This is a genomic window from Psychrobacillus sp. FSL K6-1267, from assembly GCF_038003265.1.
GTDB lineage: Bacteria > Bacillota > Bacilli > Bacillales_A > Planococcaceae > Psychrobacillus > Psychrobacillus faecigallinarum.
Map to the genome: position 1 here is coordinate 958,840 of NZ_JBBOOR010000001.1, position 19,799 is coordinate 978,638.

Annotated in this window: 18 protein-coding genes; 14 read left to right on the plus strand and 4 right to left on the minus strand. The window is 37.2% G+C overall.

Features of this window, described 5'->3' with window-relative positions; genetic code table 11:
• Positions 1-8: 8 nt before the first annotated feature.
• On the minus strand, positions 9-818 hold the full coding sequence (locus tag MHB55_RS04775; protein WP_340862723.1) for an alpha/beta fold hydrolase: 810 nt from the start codon (positions 816-818) through the stop codon (positions 9-11).
• Positions 819-925: 107 nt separating this feature from the next.
• On the opposite strand from MHB55_RS04775, the gene MHB55_RS04780 reads away from it, so the two are divergent.
• The 5 genes from MHB55_RS04780 to MHB55_RS04800 all read left to right on the plus strand — a co-directional run bounded on the left by MHB55_RS04780 (position 926) and on the right by MHB55_RS04800 (position 6,498).
• A complete protein-coding gene (locus MHB55_RS04780; RefSeq protein ID WP_144538228.1) occupies positions 926-1,882 on the plus strand; it encodes a bile acid:sodium symporter family protein in 957 nt (318 codons plus the stop codon).
• A gap of 199 nt (positions 1,883-2,081) precedes the next feature.
• Positions 2,082-3,503, plus strand: coding sequence for a serine hydrolase domain-containing protein (locus MHB55_RS04785; RefSeq protein ID WP_340862724.1), 1,422 nt, complete (start codon positions 2,082-2,084; stop codon positions 3,501-3,503).
• A 120-nt stretch (positions 3,504-3,623) separates the two neighbouring features.
• Complete coding sequence (locus MHB55_RS04790) at positions 3,624-4,580, plus strand: dipeptidase (protein ID WP_340862725.1); 957 nt, start codon at positions 3,624-3,626, stop codon at positions 4,578-4,580.
• 70 nt (positions 4,581-4,650) lie between these two features.
• Positions 4,651-5,352: a gamma-glutamyl-gamma-aminobutyrate hydrolase family protein gene (locus MHB55_RS04795; RefSeq protein ID WP_340862726.1), complete on the plus strand. Its 702-nt coding sequence runs from the start codon at positions 4,651-4,653 to the stop codon at positions 5,350-5,352.
• 138 nt (positions 5,353-5,490) lie between these two features.
• Positions 5,491-6,498, plus strand: coding sequence for a M23 family metallopeptidase (locus MHB55_RS04800; RefSeq protein WP_340863954.1), 1,008 nt, complete (start codon positions 5,491-5,493; stop codon positions 6,496-6,498).
• Positions 6,499-6,530: 32 nt separating this feature from the next.
• On the opposite strand, the gene MHB55_RS04805 is transcribed toward MHB55_RS04800, so the two are convergent.
• A complete protein-coding gene (locus tag MHB55_RS04805; protein ID WP_154311353.1) occupies positions 6,531-6,869 on the minus strand; it encodes a DUF5658 family protein in 339 nt (112 codons plus the stop codon).
• A 357-nt stretch (positions 6,870-7,226) separates the two neighbouring features.
• Here MHB55_RS04805 and MHB55_RS04810 point away from each other — a divergent pair, with 357 nt between their 5' ends.
• Both MHB55_RS04810 and MHB55_RS04815 read left to right on the plus strand, forming a co-directional pair.
• The gene (locus MHB55_RS04810) at positions 7,227-9,347 is read left to right on the plus strand and encodes a hypothetical protein (protein WP_340862727.1); all 2,121 of its coding nucleotides are present in this window, start codon (positions 7,227-7,229) and stop codon (positions 9,345-9,347) included.
• 285 nt (positions 9,348-9,632) lie between these two features.
• The gene (locus MHB55_RS04815; RefSeq protein WP_151111049.1) at positions 9,633-10,100 is read left to right on the plus strand and encodes a divergent PAP2 family protein; all 468 of its coding nucleotides are present in this window, start codon (positions 9,633-9,635) and stop codon (positions 10,098-10,100) included.
• Positions 10,101-10,196: 96 nt separating this feature from the next.
• Here the strand turns inward: MHB55_RS04815 and MHB55_RS04820 are convergent, their stop codons facing one another.
• Both MHB55_RS04820 and MHB55_RS04825 read right to left on the minus strand, forming a co-directional pair.
• Positions 10,197-10,676, minus strand: a complete 480-nt coding sequence (locus MHB55_RS04820) for a YusW family protein (RefSeq protein WP_144537386.1) — start codon at positions 10,674-10,676, stop codon at positions 10,197-10,199.
• A gap of 245 nt (positions 10,677-10,921) precedes the next feature.
• The gene (locus MHB55_RS04825) at positions 10,922-11,407 is read right to left on the minus strand and encodes a YusW family protein (RefSeq protein WP_340862728.1); all 486 of its coding nucleotides are present in this window, start codon (positions 11,405-11,407) and stop codon (positions 10,922-10,924) included.
• 260 nt (positions 11,408-11,667) lie between these two features.
• Here MHB55_RS04825 and ytxJ point away from each other — a divergent pair, with 260 nt between their 5' ends.
• From ytxJ to MHB55_RS04860, 7 genes are all read left to right on the plus strand, one after another.
• Positions 11,668-12,000, plus strand: coding sequence for a bacillithiol system redox-active protein YtxJ (gene ytxJ, locus MHB55_RS04830; RefSeq protein ID WP_144537390.1), 333 nt, complete (start codon positions 11,668-11,670; stop codon positions 11,998-12,000).
• A 15-nt stretch (positions 12,001-12,015) separates the two neighbouring features.
• Positions 12,016-12,843 carry an STAS domain-containing protein gene (locus MHB55_RS04835; protein WP_144537392.1) on the plus strand — a complete coding sequence of 276 codons (828 nt, stop codon included), beginning with the start codon at positions 12,016-12,018 and terminating at the stop codon, positions 12,841-12,843.
• 329 nt (positions 12,844-13,172) lie between these two features.
• Positions 13,173-14,954, plus strand: a complete 1,782-nt coding sequence (locus MHB55_RS04840; RefSeq protein WP_340862729.1) for a mechanosensitive ion channel — start codon at positions 13,173-13,175, stop codon at positions 14,952-14,954.
• A 237-nt stretch (positions 14,955-15,191) separates the two neighbouring features.
• Positions 15,192-16,340: an acyl-CoA dehydrogenase family protein gene (locus MHB55_RS04845; protein ID WP_340862730.1), complete on the plus strand. Its 1,149-nt coding sequence runs from the start codon at positions 15,192-15,194 to the stop codon at positions 16,338-16,340.
• Positions 16,341-16,361: 21 nt separating this feature from the next.
• Complete coding sequence (locus MHB55_RS04850) at positions 16,362-16,946, plus strand: TetR/AcrR family transcriptional regulator (protein WP_229653932.1); 585 nt, start codon at positions 16,362-16,364, stop codon at positions 16,944-16,946.
• Between the two features lie 31 nt (positions 16,947-16,977).
• The gene (locus MHB55_RS04855) at positions 16,978-18,474 is read left to right on the plus strand and encodes a class I adenylate-forming enzyme family protein (RefSeq protein ID WP_340862731.1); all 1,497 of its coding nucleotides are present in this window, start codon (positions 16,978-16,980) and stop codon (positions 18,472-18,474) included.
• Between the two features lie 9 nt (positions 18,475-18,483).
• Complete coding sequence (locus tag MHB55_RS04860) at positions 18,484-19,668, plus strand: acetyl-CoA C-acetyltransferase (RefSeq protein WP_340862732.1); 1,185 nt, start codon at positions 18,484-18,486, stop codon at positions 19,666-19,668.
• The last annotated feature ends 131 nt before the right edge of the window (positions 19,669-19,799 follow it).

Genomic DNA, 19,799 nt, shown 5'->3' on the forward strand with positions numbered 1-19,799 from the left:
ATTTGATTTTAGTCTATAAACTTTGCAATTTCTTCGTTAAATTTCTCTTTTTCCTCGTAAAACAATCCATGACCGCTATATTCAAATGACACTAATGTAGAGTCTTTAATATAGACATGCATGAGTTCACCTAGCACATAGGGACAAATTTTATCCCATTTACCATGAAGGATGAGTGTTGGTACTTGAATGCCAGGGAGATCTCTCCTTAAGTCTTCGTCTCGTAACGTTTCAAGACACTTTGCTGTTGCGTGTCCGGAAGCGGTTAGGCATAGACTTTGAAACCAATGTTGGAAACTTTCGCTTAAGTAACTTTTAAAGAAGATGTCACTAAAATCCTGTACCATCCTAGGTCTATCACTATTAGTCTTGTTTAATAATTCATTTACTACTTCTACTGAGGTGCCATAAGGGAAGTCGGGCTGCATTGTGAAAACCGGGGCTGCTGCACCAGCAAGAGTAAGTTTATTTACTTGGTGTCCTTTATAACGGGACATATAACGGATAGCTACCGCTCCCCCCATCGAATGACCGATTAGAGTAATACTTTCTAGCTGAAGGGTGTCTATAATAACTCGAATGTCGTCTGCCATCCGATCGTACGAGTAGCTACTCCATGGATTGGAGGATTTTCCAAAGCCGCGCAAGTCAACGCCGATGCAACGATATCCTAGTACAGGGAGTTGGTTGAATTGATATTCAAACATTTGATGATTAGCTGGCCATCCATGAATGAATAAGATGGTTTTATTAGCGGAAGGATTGACATCCTCTATGTAAATATTCACACCTTTTTCAACCTTTACATAATATCCCATATAAGCCTCCCTTTTTAACCGATATATAAATATATGAAAGAATAGATATGGTTATTCTTTTGTGTGAGGTTCATGAAATACATAAAAGATAGATGGGGAGGGCTGCAATCATGTTCCACATAAATAAATTTCTTGAGAAGACGATGGCGTATTTTATTCCAATAAGTGTTGTTATCGGCGTACTGATCTCTGACTATATTGTAGATTTTGCTTGGTTAATACCTTGGATTTTCGCGTTCATGACCTTTGCCGGAAGTTTAAATTCAAACTTTGCTTCGTTTAAAGATGCTGTTTTACACCCGTTACCAATATTTGTTACATTAACTATTTTGCATATTATCATGCCACTAGTCTCACTTGGAATCGGTCATCTTATGTTCCCGGGAGAAACCCTAACTATTACAGGGATGGTCTTAGCCATGGCGATTCCTACTGGAATTACGAGCTTTGTATGGGTTGCAATTTCAAAGGGAAACAATGTGCTAGCACTGACTATAATTTTAATAGGTGCACTTCTTTCTCCAGTTATTGTTCCTCTAACGCTAGACCTCCTTGTAGGAGGAACTGTGGAAATTAATGCAGTGGGTATGATGCTTGGTTTACTTTGGACTATAGTTATCCCATCTATTGCAGGGATGATTTTAAACCAGGTGACCAAGGGGAAGGTAGTAGACATTTTAAGTGCCAGGCTATCACCATTTTCGAAATTAGGGATGAGTATTGTAGTCATGCTAAATGGTGCAGTTGTTGCTCCGTATTTATTGGAGGAGAACTATAGGTTAATAGGACTTGGAATAGTAGTAATTATTATTTCCATATTAGGCTATGTCTTTTCCTTTCTAGCTGGAAAGCTATTAAAACAAGAAAAAGTTACCGTTATCGCGATGACCTTTACGGGAGGAATGCGCAATATTAGTGCCGGTGTAGTGCTAGCAACTACGTATTTCCAACCAGCCGTAGCCATACCAGTAGTTCTTGGGATGTTGTTTCAACAAGTGCTGGCTTCTATTTTTAAAGGGTTTCTACAACGGTATTACGATAAGCTAGATCAACAAGAGGATTGAGTTCTAGCTTATCCTTGTACTTCATATATATTTTTGGACGATTGCCTTATTTGAGATGAAGAGTCCTATGTTTTCAAACGGATATAGCAAAATATTATTTTTATTTTCTAAAAATTTAGTCTTTTGAAGATAGTATTATGCTAAAATATTTCCAAGAGAATGGACAAGCTTAAATGTGCTAATAAAGGGGGACTTCATAATGGTAAACAAAATTGAGAAGATGGATCTTTTCGAGCAATATGCGAATGATTTAATAGATGAGCATTTGATCCCTGGAGTGGGAATTGCTTTTAACCAAAACAACAAACGAATATATGAAAAAGCATTTGGATACAGAAATGTCGAGAATCTTCTCCCAATCAATGCTGATACTGTATTTGGGATAGCCTCTATGACAAAATCCTTTACCTGTGTTGCGATTATGCAGCTTCAGGAGGCTGGAAAACTATCTGTTCATGATGAAATTGTAAAGTATCTCCCTGAATTTAAGACCAAGGATGAAAAGAAAACAAAGAAAATCACGATTCACCATCTAATGACCCATACCTCAGGGCTACCCCCTATTGCAACTCATGTTTATGCTAGGAAGCGAAGCATTGACCAAGATCCGTCGGCCAAGGATTATGGGCTGGATTTAGTAAATAATCCGGAGGCGGCTATTGATACGTACGAAGAGCTAATCTCTTACATCTCTAATCAAGATTTTCAATTGCTTGGAGAACCAGGAATGGAGTTTAGCTACTCTAATGATTGCTATGGGTTGCTTGGGATTATCATTAATCGTGTCAGTGGACAAACCTATGAGGACTATATTATAGAACATATTTTACAGCCGATTCAAATGGATAATAGCTTTTTTGACCTATCAAAAATAGAAGAAAAAGATAATGTAACGAGCTTATATATGTCTAGGCATACCTCTAAGGGACTAGAAGTTTATGAGGCTCCCCTATGGTGGGATGCGCCTTCTATGAGAGCAGCAGGTTATTTGAAATCCACTCAAAATGACATACTTAAGTATTTGAATATTTTTCTAAACAAAGGCATGGCTGGGGATAAGAGAATCCTTCAAGAGCAAAGTGTAGAGCAGATGATTTACCCTCATGTGGAGTTTGAAAAAGGACGCTTTTATGGTTATGGACTACGTGTGGTTCCTGACTATTTTGGAACAGCCTTTATTAATCATGGTGGTGGATTGAAGGGAGTATCTTCTTTTATGGGTATCTTACCCGACAAAGGAATTTCTGGTGTGCTATTAAGTAGTTTAGCGGATGTCCCATCTGACAAGCTTTTCCTAGGAGCATTAAATGTGCTGGAGAGTAGGGAGCCAACTGCAAAGCATATTCAGTTTACAACCAAAGATTTGCCTTTAGAAAAGCTTCAAAAATACAGAGGAAAGTTCGTATCTGGTGAAGGTATGAAGGTTAATGTAGACATTGTGGATGGCAGTTTGGCTATTATATCTAATGCAGGCAATAATCCTCTCCGATTTATAGAGGGTACTTTGTTTATCGGTACGTTGGAGGACCAAGAAAATCTAATCGAGTTTTTAAAAGACGATAACGGGGAAATAAATCGTATTTTTTATAGCTCTCGTCAAATATTTAAAAGTTACGCTTAAAATTTGTCCTATTAAGAATGTAGTGTCTGCTTATGATAGCGAGCGGTCCGATTATAGAGGCAACTCTCTCCATTATGAGAATAAATAAGAAGCAACTCGCTCGGGAAAGGAAATGAAAAAATGAAAATAATTGATACGCATTGTGATGCACTGTTAAAACTACAGCTAGCCAAACGTGGAAGAGTTTATCAAGTAAATCCCCTTTCCTTTACGGATGCTCCTGAAATAGAAACAAATGTTGAGCGATTGTCAGAGGGAAATGTCCTTGCGCAATTTTTTGCCGTTTTTATTTACCCGAATATACCAGATGATCAGAAATGGGCATATGCTTTAGAGCAAATCGATTTGTTCTATACGGAAGTGTTGGGAAAAAATCCAAGGATGAAGCATATAAAAAAGTGGGAGGACTTAGGAAAGTTAAAGGATGGAGAGATTGGTGCCATTTTAGCATTAGAGGGAGCAGATGCGTTTGGGAACGATCTGATGAAGCTGCGTCATTTATATAGGCTCGGTGTGCTTTCCATTGGACTAACGTGGAATAATGCCAATTTATGCGCAGATGGAGCAGGAGAGCCAAGAGGAGGAGGACTAACGCTACTTGGTAAGGAGGTTGTGCTCTTAAACAATGAGCATAAAGTTTTAACAGATGTGTCGCATCTAAGTGAAAACGGATTTTGGGATGTGATGAATCTAGCGAATTATCCATTTGCTTCTCACTCGAATACAAGTAATCTATGTGAACATCCAAGAAATTTAAATGATGAACAAATAAAATCAATGTTTGATAAGGGTGGGCATATCCATGTCGTTTTTTATCCTCCTTTTATTAATGGTAAGGACACAGCCGAAATATCTGATCTCATCAAGCATATTGATCATCTATGTTCGTTGGGAGGAGTTAAGCGAATTGGATTAGGCTCTGATTTTGATGGCATGGATTTCTATACAAATGGTCTTCACAAATCCTCTGATTTCCCAGTATTGATAAATGAGTTATTGAAATGCTATTCAGAAGAAGAGGTACAGGGATTTGCTTACAAAAACTTTATGAATTTACCTGTTTTACAGAAGAATTAATAGTCATTTTACATTATTCACTATATTTATATTTATTGTATAATTATAGGAAAAGTTTAAGGAGGTTTCTATGAAACCAGTCATTGGTGTTTCCTCGAATTTAACGAATCTTGTACTTTCTGTACCGACCGACAATATTCATGCGATTGCAAGATTCGGTGGCGTCCCTATTGTGTTACCAAATATGGAGATCGATGTCATTGAGTCTATTTCAAATTTAATAGATGGACTACTATTAACAGGTGGCGGAGATATTGACCCAACTCTTTTTGGCGAAGAGCCCCATAGAGGTCTCGGAAATATCGTACCAGAACGGGATGAATTTGAAATAGCTCTGATTAAAAAGATGCTTGAGCAAAATAAACCAATCTTAGGAATTTGTAGAGGGGCTCAAATCCTAAGCATAGCTGCTGGCGGTGATATGTATCAGGATATATACGATCAGGTGAAAGTAGATCTCCTGCAGCACGATCAAAAAGCAACAAGAACTCACGCCTCACACTATGTTCAGGTCAATGAAGGAACAGTTCTGAAGCAAATAATTGGAGAAAATCGCATAAAAGTAAACAGCTTTCACCATCAGGCTGTACGAGAAGTTCCTAAGGGATACAAAATTTCGGGTTTAGCTAGTGATGGAATTATAGAAGCATTTGAAAGTGAAAATCATCCTTTTGTATTAGGTTTACAGTGGCATCCAGAATGCTTGGTAAATAAAGAAGATGCCCCATCTATTGCCATTTTCAAAAAATTTATTGAAGCGTGTAAAAATTGACTTTAACGACTGTCTTACATTGGACAGTCGTTTTTATTTTGTTCAAAAGACCATTAAATATGTTTCCTTTTTTGATTCATGAAATTAGTTTGTTTGGGGAAACTACTGAAAGAATAAAAAAGGAGGTATTTTGATTTGATGCGCTTACTTGTAAAATCTTTATCCATCGGCTTCCTATTTCTGTTCTTTACCTCCGAGGTTTCGGCAGCCGAGGAACTCACGCGCGAGCAAATTTTAGACAAGCGGATGGATTATTATATAAGGTATTCTACAGATACGTTACCTTGGTATTACTTGGCGGCAGTGGACCAATACGAAAGAAATATTCAAGAGGTTAGAAAAGATTTACCAGAGCGCGATGGAGTTGTAGCTATTCAGTTTACAGATGACTTTTGGGTGGGACCACTGAATCCGCTAGGGGATGATACTAATTTAACCACTATTTCATTTTTTGATGGACAAGGCCGAGATGGTAATAATGACGGATTTGCTGATCGTCAAAATGATGAGGACGTCATGTTTACGCTTGTCCAGTATTTAAGTCCAAGAGTGCATTCTGAAAAGGATTTCCAAAGGGCTTTAAGGGAATATTACGACAAAGAAATAACAGTAAAACAAATCCTGACGAATGCTAAAATTTATAAGACATATGAAGTGTTAAATTTAGATAAAAGAGCCTTTGTATTATCTATTCGACATGACTACAGCTACCGCAGTACGTGGGGAGACAGACGGGGATGGGGCGGTAGACGTATGCATGAGGGTACAGACCTTTTTGCCTATAGCGGAGTTCCAGTAAAATCAGCCACGTACGGGATAGTGGAAACTAAAGGGTGGAATGACTATGGCGGCTGGCGAGTAGGGATTAGAGATGTTAATAATACGTATCATTATTATGCCCATCTTTCAGGCTACGCTAAAGGAATAGAGGAAGGAAGCATTGTAGAGCCAGGCACAGTTGTCGGCTATGTCGGAAGTTCTGGCTACGGCAAGAAAGGTACTTCTGGTAAGTTTGCACCACATTTACATTATGGAATGTACAAATACAATGGACGTACAGAATGGGCCTACGATCCGTTTCCTTTACTGCAAAAATGGGAACGTGAAGAAAAAATCCGATATAAGCTAAATCCAGCGGCTCAATAGTTGCTGGATTTTTTTCGCCATGCAAATTTTACTTATGCAATAAACAACATATATAACCAAAATATATGTTTGAACAGTACAAATGCATAAAGGAATAGGGCACCCGCTATAAGGAGCTGCAAATAAGCTTTAGGCTTTAATTTTGTCATAATATACATAAACAGAAGCGGCAAAACGATTTTAATCGAGAAGAATATAAATACACTGTTTTCATATACATAGCGCATAAGTGGATTGGATTCTTCTATATAACTGTTACTTAAACCGAAATGGGTGATTAAGCTATCGCAAATAGCTAATACTAAAAGAAGAAACGTTGTAAAAAGCCACCTATTATGTTCGATAGGTTCGTTTTTAATTTTTATTTCCATATGAGAAGAACTCCCTAACATTGTTTTATATTTTGAAAAAATAGTCTTAGTAGTATGATATTTAAAAAAACTTTTTAACCCTTTTTATGGAATAAAATTAAAATAATATAACCTGAAATATTTAATTATTTTAAAATTTTTGTATTATTTTAATATTTTAAGTAATATTTTTACATTTATATTTTTTTACTTTGAAAAGAGAAATGCCTTTGGAATCATAGGTCATTTATTAATAAACTAAATTTTCTTGAAATTAAAAGTAGAGATAGATAGAATTGAGAATAATATGTATATCTTTGGAAAATATTCAAGTTTGATAATATTTAAAGAAGATTCATACAAAATAGGGGGAATTCGATGATTGGGAAGCATATGAAAAAAATAGTAGTTGCGTTTGTCTTAGTAATATCTCTTCTTTCTAATTCTTTTGTGGGTGCAGCTTATGCATCTCCAATTGATACTGTAGAAAAGGCTCAAATCCAAATAGAAAATACGATGAAGACTTCTTCTAAGTCTCCTTTTTTGAGTTCAATAATTGATCAAACTGTAGCAAAGCTATTTATGGCAATGCTCTATGTAGTACCACCAGCTTCAAAGGTGAAGGAAAGCGATGAAAAAGTTATTAAAGTAGTCCGTGCTACATATGAGAAGTTGACCAAAAACCAGAAAAAGCTAGTAGACATAACTAGATTAGTGGACGCAGAAAATGCATTAATAGCGTTAAAAGCGGCTAAGGAAGATAAGTTAATTGCTGCAAAGGTAGTAGCATTAATTGATCAAATTAAAAAAGATTCAAGTGCTTCAGAATATAAAAATGCGATTTCAGTAGCGCAAGCTGAGTATAGTAAACTAACTAATAATCAAAAAGCTTTAGTTACAAACTCGGACAAGCTAATTAAGGAAGTAGCTGATTTGAAAGCTGCTGAAGCAGAGGCGGCTAAAATTACTCCAAGCACAATTGGAGAATTGGTAGAAGGAGATATTTTGCTCGATAAAATATCAGCTTTAATTGGTGAAGATTATTCAGTGGCATTAACATCTACACCTGAGGGTATGGTTGTAGACGGTCGAATTGTACAGCCGGAAATTGGTGAAGAAGCGAAGTCAGGCACAGTTGTAATGTTGTTGACTAGAGCTGATGGCACAAAGGTTGAGCATTCCGTAGAGCTTACAGTAAAGGCTAAAGTAAAGGTTGAGAAAGGTCTTGTTCACATAAGTTTATACAAGGATAGTACCTCTTCTATGAATAAAATTGACTTTGCAACTGTTTCTAATTTTGCATTGAAGAATAAAAAAACAAACAAAGTTTATAATGTAGGGACTTCTCCAAGCAATCAGAAGCATGTATTTCAAATGAAGGACCTCCCAGCGGGCTCTTATACGATCGAGGTAAATACTCCAGACGTATTCCTTGTAGAGCGCATTGACCTTGGAGATACTTATAAAGAAACAGTCTACCACCCAGATACTAATCCTGTAGTAATTGCGAAGGATAAAACGACTTATGTAAAACTTGTATTAAAATCAGAGATTACATTACAGGATATTAAACCATTAGAGAACATAACTGTTCCTTATGATATTACCTTCGAGGAGTTCCAAGGAGCCTTACCAAAACAAGGTAAAATTGTCGATTCAACAGGCGAGGAACATGCTGTTGCATTGAAATGGGACATACGACCTTTTCAATTTGAAAATTATAAAAAGCCGGGGACTATGACCCTTTCCAGTGAATTCTTCAGTTTACCTATAGAGGTATCTAATAGTACGCCAGCACAACGTCTAGATATGACAATTCAAGTGACTTTTGCAGAACCGGAAAAGGGGAATACACAAGTCAGTTTATTCAGAGATAGCACTTCCTCTATGAATAAGATAGATTTCACCAATATTAGCAACTTTAGCTTAAAGAACAAAAAAACAAATAAAGTTTATCAAGTAGGCACCACGCCAAGTAATCAGAAGCATGTGTATCAAATGAAGGACATTCCAGAAGGTGCTTACACGATTCATTTCGATACGTTAGATACGATGAGTGTAGACAAAATTGAATTAGGAGAAGCGTATAAAGAAACAACTTATCATGCAGACTCCAACCCACTGGTAATTACGAAGAATAAAACGGCTTATGTAAAGATTGTTTTAAAGTCAGAGGTTACTTTACAATCTATTAATCCATTAGAGCCTTTAACAGTTCCTTCTGACATTACTTACGATGAGTTCCTTGCACAACTGCCGAAGCAAACGACTATTGTTGATTCGGATGGTGATGAGCATACAGTGGCAATTTCTTGGGATGTTCGACCATTTCAGTTCACTAACTATAAAAAACCTGGTACAACTTCTTTAACTAGTCAGTTCTTCCAGCTGCCAGTGGAGGTGTCTAACAGCACTCCTACACAGCGATTAGAGGTAGGCTTACAAGTAATATTCGAAGCACCAGAGACATCTAATATAGTACAAGACGAGGAACAATAATATAAGGAAATCTCTTTAGAGCCGAGTGCTTTAAAGAGATTTTTTAATTTATAAGAAAGCAGAAATTGTATATCTTTTCACTCGAAGATAAATAGGAAGAAGCTAGTGATTGGAGAAATAATATTCGAGGTGAGCCTATTTAAATGTATAAGAGTTATATATATTTACGTGTTTCTTATAGCTGGAAAGATTATTTTTCTGTATATAGGGTACTTTAATAAGGCTATAATTATAATTAATTATTCTTAAAACAATAAAATACATAGTTCAATGGAGGTTGCATAGATGACAAAAATGAATCGAGGCATTATTACTGCTTTATCGGCAATAGGGTTGGCTCAAGGTTTAAAGGTGCTCACGCATAAAAAACTAACAGGGGAATGGGACATCAAGCAGGCATTTACAACAGGAGGAATGCCAAGCTCTCACTCAGCAGGTGTTGCAGCCCTTGCATCATATGTAGCAGCTAACAAAGGAACACGACACACAGAAACAGCATTAGCCGTTGTTTTTGGTGCAATCGTCATGTACGACGCACAAGGTATTCGTCGTCACACTGGGGAAATTGCACAACTAGTTAACGACCTAGAGGACAATGTCGTGGCGCTTTCTGGAAATTTTCCAAGCTTCGAATTAGTTCAAAGAGAGGAAGAACTAAAAGAGCTACTGGGTCACCAACCAATCGAAGTGTTGGCGGGAGCAGCCCTAGGCACAGTATTTGGCATTGCATGCGCCCGTTTCGAAGACCGATAACCATGCCAAGTATATTACAGGTGCCTGGCACCTGTAATATACTTGAAATATAAAAAAGCGCCAAGGGGAAAAAATGTCCCCTTGGCACTTTGTATTTTAGTTAACTGTATAATTCATGGTTTCACCGTCATCGTATTGTACATCTAAGTTAAAGGCTGTATATTCATCTACTTCGAATGCTGCTGTAACCTGTTGCACAACTTCTTCGGTGTTCATGTCTTTTTTCAGGTTTAATTCCTTAAAGACTGGGTCTAGCGTTTCTGCAGCTCCATCTCCTTCTGTATTTACAGCAGTATGCATATTTTTATACACTGCTGAAGAAGAATCTACTTTATATTCGACTATTACAGATTTCTGGTTATCAGGTGTATCAATGGTTAATGTAAATTCTTGAAATCCATAATCCGTTTCAGGTTCAGAAATTGCTTCTCCTGACTTTTCTTCTGGATTAGGTTCAACAACGTCCGATTTTAAGACATTTTCATCTTTGTCATCGTTATTATCACCACAAGCTCCTAACAACAAGGCAGTGGAAAATATAGATGCCATTATTAACGTTCGTTTTTTATATATCATTTAAATATTCCCTCCTAGACGTTATAGTGCCTATTCTTTTAATATCCAAATATAATATAGGTTAAACAATTATTTACCATTTATTAATGAAGCTATTTTTAAAAACTATGGTCATAATCTATTGAAGCGGTAAAATACTATCAGTGAATGGAGTTCTAGTTAGCTAATGCGGATAATTTTAACATGGTCACTAAAGTAAAAAACCTAGCATGGGAGATTCAAGATTTCTCCAAGCTAGGCTTGTTTTATTTTGTTCGATTATATTTAATTTCTTTTCCCCCCACATAGTCAATCTCCAATTCGAAGCTAGAATAATCTTCCGCTCCAAAAGTATTCATCACATGCTGAATAACTTCCTCTTCGCTCATCTCTTGATTTAACTGAAGCTCGATGAGAATGGGCTGTAAAAGAGCAAATGCAGGGTCTCCCTTAAGATCGGTAGAAGCATAATCATTACTATATATAGCCTCGGTTTCACCGTCTTTTTTATCAAACTCTGCTAGCACAGTTGCATCCTTATTTTCTTTTGTATAGATAGCTAGCTTAAATTTATTATATGGAAGATCTTTAATTTGCTCTTCCACATTAGCTGGCTGTTCAACAGTTGCATCTTGTTTTGGATCTGAAGCCATGCCTTCCGGAATTGCTTGAGTATCCTCTTTACTATCCCCACAACCTGAGAGCAACAAAGTAGAGATCAAAAATAATGAAGAAACTAAGCTATTTTTCATTGGTAAACCTCATTTCTAAAGTATTTAATATATATTTAATATTCTCTTCTTGATAGAGCCCTAAACAATAATTAATCAGGATTGATGATTTGTACAAATACTGTACCTTTTTAACAGCAAAGAGCGTAAGAATGAGTTTTGTTTGATAGGATATTTTTATTACAAAAGTGTTACTGGTGCCTGGCACCAGTAACACTTTTGTAATAATTGTTTAAAGTGGCTTATGGAGGGTAAGAGTAAGGAATAAGGAAGGTGATTTAGTGTCCAATTTTAAGGAAATTACAAATATTGAAGAGTGGAAAGATGTGTTGGAACAGTCAAAAAGCCATAAGTTATTACTTTTAAAACATAGCACTACTTGTCCGGTTAGCGCTCATGCATATGCGGAGTTTACTTCTTTTGAATCGCCAGTGGAAAAATATTTAGTGAAGGTAATTGAAAGCAGGGCTGTGTCTAATGAGATAGAACATGATCTTGGAGTTAAACATGAGTCTCCACAGTCCTTTTTGATTGTAGATGGGAAGGCCTCCTGGGGGGCATCACATTGGAAGATTACAAAAAAGGAACTAGCTAACGCCACGGAATCTTTCTAGAGGGTGTGTACTTAAATGAACGAGATTTTAACAGTAAGCGAGTATTTAGTAAAAAATGCAGAATCCATTGGTGATGAGCTTACAGAACGAATATTAGCAGAATTAAATAGTATAGAAAAAAATATTAAGCTTGAACCCTATTTGATCAATAAAAATAAAAATCAACAGCTCATTGCCATTCTTGGTGATGCTTTAACTAAACCAAGAGCGCTTGCAGAGGAACAATTAGTTAGTTGGATTAAGGAAGTTAAAGAAGAAGGGATAGCAGATTTTTATAGCTTTTCTGCTTATATTAAGCCGAACGTGAAAAGTAAGTCTATCTTTTTGGAATATATCAATGAAGTGTGTTTAAAGCTAAAAATTTCAGCTGAAAACATAGTGAATATTAACAACCAAGTTAGCCATCTAATTGATGTGTGGCTCGTAGATAAGATGTATGCCTACGAGGGATTTAAAGACCAAATGATGAGAGAACATCAAAAAGCAATCAATGAATTAAGTGCTCCAATCGTTCCAATTCAAAGTGGAGTAGCAGTTCTTCCGCTTGTTGGAGCAATCGATTATATTCGTGTTCAGCATTTGTTATCTTATGTCCTTCCTACTATTCCCAACATGAATATTGATGTATTAATCATTGATTTTTCAGGTATTTTAACCATTGACGAAGAAATTGCCCAACATATCTTTGCTATTCACAATGTGCTTCAGCTACTTGGTATCCAAGTGCTGTTTACAGGAATCCGTCCTAACTTATCGATGGTAATTGTTAAAGCAGGTATAGATTTTTCTTCTTTTCAAACCTTTGGAAGTGTCAAACAAGCGATAGAAAGTGTAAAACTCTAATTCACCGTTCTACTGGAACGGTTTTTTTTGTTAGTGTTTTTAATTGCAGGATGGAGATCAGTCTAAACTATTTTAAAAGTGTTTAATCGGTCTTAAGAAACTTTCTCTGTCCAAAGGACATACAACTTCAAATAAGTTGGAATAAGGAAGGAAGAGGATTTGTTTTTGTACATAAAGCACTAAGAAAAGGGGGGAAATAGGTTTTCATTTTTGAATATAAAGTGGGGTATTTTTACTTTTAATAAATTATTGAGAATTTATAGTTTGAAGTATAAAGCTAAGGGTAATTGGTTATTGTGAACATTTAACAAACAAAAGGAGGACACAGAATGTTTGATGAATTCTATTGGAGGGACACTCTTCATTTCTTACCAGAGTTTTTATTAGCATTATTAGTCTTGTTAATAGGATTTTTTGTAGCCAAGCTACTAGAAAATGCTACGTTTAAGCTTTTAAGAAAATATCGAGTAAATGAACGTCTTGGAAATGTTAAAGGGGAGTGGTCAGTAGAGAAAATACTTAGCAAGGTAGTATTCTTTATTGTTCTAATCTTTGCATTTATTCTATTCTTCTCTATTCTAAACATGGGTACCTTAGTATCTCCATTTGTATCTATGTATTCAGGGATTACAGAAGCTATATTAAATATTTTAAAAGCAGGTCTCATCTTACTGTTTGCATGGGTTCTAGCTACGTTAGTTAAAAAAGTGATTAAAATGGTTGGTAATAAGTTTAGCCTAAATAAATACATTATGAAAACTGGAGGAGATCCTTCAAAGGTAGACCAAGTAAAATGGACAGATACTGCAGCGAATGTTGCGTATTATTTAATTTTCCTTTTATTCATTCCAGCAGTATTAAGTGCACTTGGAATTGATGGATTGAGTGGACCTTTTGAAGGTATGCTTGCTAGCTTCTTTAATTTCATTCCTAAATTAGTGTCGGCAGCAATCGTGTTTGCTATTGGATGGTTTGTGGCTAAGCTTGTTCGCACTTTAGTAGAAAAATTTCTACAGGCTGCTGGAGCAGATAAACTAGCAGACAAATTAAGGCTTTCTAGTTTCATAGAAGGTACAAGTATTTCTAAGATTGCAGGAATTATTGTATTCGTACTGATTATAATTCCAGTTTCAATTACAGCACTCGATATTTTAGATTTACAAGGAATATCACAACCAGCGATTGGAATGTTAAATAATATCTTAGCAATGCTACCTAAGATTTTCGTAGCAATTGTGCTTGTTCTTGTTGGTATTGTAGTTGCTAAGTGGATTAAAGATGTAGTTGTTACTTTACTGCAAAACCTAGGAATCAATTCTATCTTTGGCAAAATGGGCTTTTCTTCTACTGGAGGTTCAGCACCTTCGTTTGCGGGTATAATTGGTACTATCGTACAGGTTGTCATTATTTTATTGTTTGTTGTTGAAGCATTACAAGTGTTAGACCTAGAATTCATGGTAACCCTTGCTACGGCAATATTTGCTTATTTACCACATGTCATTGCAGCGGTAGTTATATTGGCGGTAGGCTTCTGGCTAGCTAATCTAGCAGAGAAATTAGTAGGAAGCGTGATGAAGCATTCTTCAGGAACTCCACATTTCTTACGCTACGTTGCTAAATATGCTATTCTAGCATTTGCGTTTTTCATGGCATTGAGTCAGCTAGGGATCGCAGCAGCAATCATTAACTCTGCTTTTATATTAATTCTTGGAGGAGTTGCACTAGCATTTGGCCTAGCGTTTGGTCTAGGTGGACGCGAGCACGCATCTCGTTACTTGAGTAAAATGGAAAAAAGCATAGAGGAAGCTGATGTTTCAAAGGAAAGATACGAAACAGAAAAAGAAGGCATAAAAGAATCATTTAAAGAGAATTTTCGTGATCCTTCAGAAGCGGAAAAGAGTTTAAAAAGAGGAAAAGGACCTCACATTGACGAGGTCAAACCAGTAGGTGATTTTGATCAACAAACTGGCGAAGACTACCCAACTGGAAATCCTATGAAGCAAGCTCATGAAGAGGATTCTCCAAGCACAGGCTATAATATCCCATCAACGGATGACTTACATCCATATGAGGACTTGCCTCCAAATGATAATAATAAACCGAATAAATAAGCATTTTAGGAACACTCTAGCATTAATTGCTAGAGTGTTTTCTTGTGCAACAGATGATGCGATATTTTAATTGATTGATAGTGGGAGCTAGATTACAGATATATTACAGGTGCCTGGCACCTGCAATATATCTGTAATTTGAACGGCGTTCAATTTTTAGTTTTATTTTGTTTCTCTAATCTATATAATAAATAATAATGACAATTTTCTGAATAATATACGGAAGGGTGTGATTAAATGAAGGGTACGTTTTTAACAGAGGAGCATGAGCTGTTTCGAAAGTCTTTAAGGAAGATGTTAGATAAGGAGGCTTATCCTTTTTATGAGAAATGGGAGGCTGAGCGAGAGATACCTCGTTCCTTTTGGACTAAGATGGGGGAGAATGGTTTCTTGTGTCCTTGGGTCGATGAGACATATGGCGGATTAGGCTTGGATTTCTCTTATTCTATGGTGTTAATAGAAGAGTTGGAACGTGTTGGACAGGGTTTAGCTAGTGGTATGTGCCTCCATTCTGATATTGTAAGCCCTTACATCGCGGAGCTTGGAACAGAAGAGCAAAAGCAAAGATGGCTACCCGGTTGTGTTAGTGGGGAGCTAATAAATGCGATTGGTATGACTGAACCGGGTGCTGGCTCTGATTTGGCAGGTATCAAAACATATGCACGTCGAAATGGTGACCATTATATCTTAAACGGAGAAAAGACCTTTATCACAAATGGTACGATAGCTGATTTTGCTATCGTGGTTTGTAAGACAGATCCAACAGCTCAGCCTGCCCACAGAGGTATTAGCTTACTTGTTGTGGAAAAGGGGATGGAGGGCTTCAAGCATGGGAAGAAGTTAGATAAAATTGGGATTCATAGTGGAGACACTGGTGAATTAATATTTGAGGACGTCAAAGTTCCCGTAGAAAATTTACTTGGGGAAGAGGGCAAAGGCTTTTATTATTTAATGCAAAACCTTCAACAAGAACGACTGATTGTGGCTATTCAATGTCAGGTGGAAGCAGAGGAAATGCTTCGAATCACGATAGATTATGTAAAAAGTAGAAAAGCCTTTGGACAGTCTATTAGTAAATTTCAAAACACCCAATTTAAAATTGCTGAAATGGCAACGGAAATTGATATCGGAAGAACCTATATAAACCAATTGACAGCGCGTCATATTGATGGCGAAGATTTAGTCAAGGAAGTTTCTATGGCTAAATGGTGGATTAGTGAAATGGCAAAACGTGTTGCAGCAGAGTGCTTACATCTACACGGTGGCTACGGGTATATGGAAGAGTATGAGATTGCTAGAAGATATCGAGATATTCCAGTAGCTAGTATTTACGCCGGTACGACGGAGATCATGAAAACAATTATAGCTAAAAAGCTAGATCTATAAGGCATGCAAGGAGGTTCTATTTTGACGCTCTCTGAGAATAAAATCAGGAAGAAGAAAGAGGAAATTATCTTATCAGCGGTCAAAATTATGAATGAAAAGGGATATCAGCGAGCCACGATGGAAGAAATAGCAGCTGAGCTACAAATGACGAAGGGATCACTCTATTATTATTTTAAAAATAAGGAAGATCTTATTTTCCAATGTCATGAGCTAGTACTGGAACAAGCCATCGGAGAGCTTCGAGAGGTTTTTCATAATGGTATTTCAAATGAAGAAATACTTCGCCAAATGATTGCTGTTCATATTAAATATGCGGTGCTAGAGAAGGAATCCTTTAATATGATTATCAAGCCAGATGAAACATTTTCTACAGATCAGCTTCATCCGATTTTGAAGAAAAGAAATGAATACGCTAGTTGGTTCGATCGCGTTATTATAGCAGGAATTGACTGTGGAGAGTTTAGCATTAAAGAATCTAAGATGGCAAGAATGCTTTTATTGGGATCCTTAAACTGGATTCAGCAATGGTACAAGAAAGATGGGGAGAATTCTCTTTTAGAATTGCAAAATATTTATAGTGATTATCTATTGAAAGTAATGAAGTAAGTCTAATCAATTAAAAAGGGGATTGGTTAATATGTTTATTACTGAAAAATTGGCATGGCATGTAAAGGAGCAACCTAATCACATTATCACGCAATTCAATGGAAAAGAGACAACCTATAGGGAGTTTTATGAGCAAGCAAAACGTCTAGCTGGTTACTTTCAAGAAAAAGGCTATAAACAAGAGGATATTATCGCCCTATACCTACAAAACTCCGATTATTTTTTAGTTTGTTATTACGCATGTCAGCTAGGTGGTTTTACGGTGATGCCAGTCAACACCAAGTTAGCTGCTCCTGAGATAGAGTATATATTCAAGCATTCGGAGGCAAAGGCCCTTATATATGACGTTCGATTAGAATCTGTGCTAAATGAAATTACGGAGACATTTGAAAGTTTTCATGATGTACTTGAGGTTGGTGAAGATAACACGCTAGAAGCCATCCTTGGAGACTCGAGTATACAGATGAATGAAATACCACCAATGGAAGAGAAAACAAGTGTGATTTTTTATACTTCAGGAACTACTGGCAAGCCTAAAGGAGTAATGCTATCTGCTAAGAATGTATATTCGACGGCACAAATATGGGGAGAGGCAATGGAGCTGAATGGCAGGGATAGAATGCAAATAGTAGCTCCGCTGTTTCATTGTGCAGCAAGTCATGTATTTAGCATTCCAGTTATTTATGCGGGAGGAACTATTGTCATAGAAGAGGCTTTTTCTCCAGAGCAAGCGTTAAATACGATGGAGAAAGAGAAAATTACCATTTTCTTTGGCGTTCCAGCAATGTATAGCATTCTATTAAACACACCAAAAATTCAGCAGATGAAGCTTCCTCACTTAAGGTTATTGACTTATGGAGCTGCTCCTATGCCCTATGAACTTGTTCGAAAGGTGAAGGCTTTATTTCCAACGGTAAATGTACAAAATCTGTATGGTCAAACGGAAAACTCTCCAGCTGCAACTACGTTGAAGGACTATTATGCTTTGGAAAAAGTGGGTTCAGTTGGAGAACCTCTACCGCTGACCGAAGTTCAAGTTGTCGATGAGTTTGGTGAGTCTTTGCCGACTGGGCAGGTTGGAGAAATAGTTATAAAAGGTCCTCAGGTCATGAAGGGCTATTTAAAAAATGAGGAAGAGACAAACAGAGCTATCCAAAATGGCTGGCTATATAGCGGGGACCTTGGGAAGTTTGACGAAGAGGGTCTGCTTTATATTGTAGATCGTAAAAAGGATATGATCATTCGCGGTGGTGAAAACGTGTATCCAGTCGAGGTAGAAGAGGTATTGTATCAAATCCCTAAACTGCTAGAGGCTGCTGTAATAGGGGTCCCTCACCCGGTTTACGGAGAGGTTCCGAAGGCGTTTGCAGTGATTAAAGACGGTCAGCAAACTACGGAAGAAGAGGTTTTAGCTTTTTGTTCCAAACACTTAGCGAAATTTAAGATGCCAGCAGAGGTAGATTTCATTGATGGCTTACCTAGAAATGCAAGCGGAAAGGTTTTGAAGAATTCTCTTCGAAACGGTTAGGAGGAAAATATGAAAACAGTATTTTTAATTGATGGTGCAAGGACGGCTTTTACGAGTTTTGGTGGGTCCCTAGCAAGTGTAAAAGCGGATGATTTAGGAGCAGTAACTGCAAAAGAGGCGATGGAGCGGTCACAAGTTAAACCGGACCAAATAGATCATGTTATTTACGGAAATGTCATACATTCCAGCACCAACGCCGCTTTTCTTTCTCGACATATCGGTTTAAAAGCAGGAATACCAATTGAGGTTCCAGCCATGAATGTCAATCGCCTATGTGGCTCCGGTTGTCAATCTATTGTTTCTGCGGCTCAAATGATTTTGCTGGGAGAAGCTAATATAGTTCTTGCTGGTGGTGCAGAAAATATGTCGATGTCACCTTATGCAAACTTTACTGCTAGATTTGGTGGTAGCAAAATGGGAACAATGAAGTACGAAGATATGGTACTGAGCACGTTAACGGATGAGTACATCGGAAGTGGTATGGGGTTGACTGCGGAGAAATTAGCAGAACAATACAGAACATCACGAGAAGAACAGGATGAGTTTGCTCTACTTAGTCAAAAACGTGCAACCTATGCACAAGAGTCTGGTAGATTTGCAGAGGAAATCGTAGGCGTTGAAGTATCGAGTAGAAAGGGCACAACTTTAGTCGATCAGGATGAGCATATTAAAGGTCAGGTAACTGCAGAAAAGCTCGCTTCATTAAAGCCTTCATTTCAGAAGGACGGTACAGTTACTGCTGGTAATGCAAGCGGCATTAATGATGGTGCTGCCTCAGTAGTGATTGCAAGCGGAGAAGCTGTAGATGAGCATGGTCTAAAGCCAATTGCAAAAATTGTGTCTTGGGGCATAGCTGGCGTAGATCCTTCCATAATGGGAATTGGTCCCGTTCCAGCAATTAAACAAGCACTTTCTCGAGCAGATTTAACTTTAGAGGATATGGATCTAGTAGAAATAAATGAAGCATTTGCCTCTCAATATTTAGCTGTGGAAAAAGAATTAGGTCTTAACAGAGAAAAGACTAACGTCAATGGGGGAGCAATTGCTTTGGGACATCCTGTTGGAGCGAGCGGAACACGTATCTTTATTTCTTTGGCATATGAGCTAAAAAGACGAGGGTTAAAGTATGGGATAGCCAGCCTTTGCATCGGTGGCGGTCAAGGTATTGCTATTATTATTGAAAATGTGAGCTAAGGAAGAAATTTATGCAAGGATTCTATAAGCTGTCCCTAGGGCTAATAATAATTTACCAATATTTATCATGTTTCGCTAGATAAGTATTTCTATTGGAAGTATAATAATATTATCGGGCAATTTTCTGATAA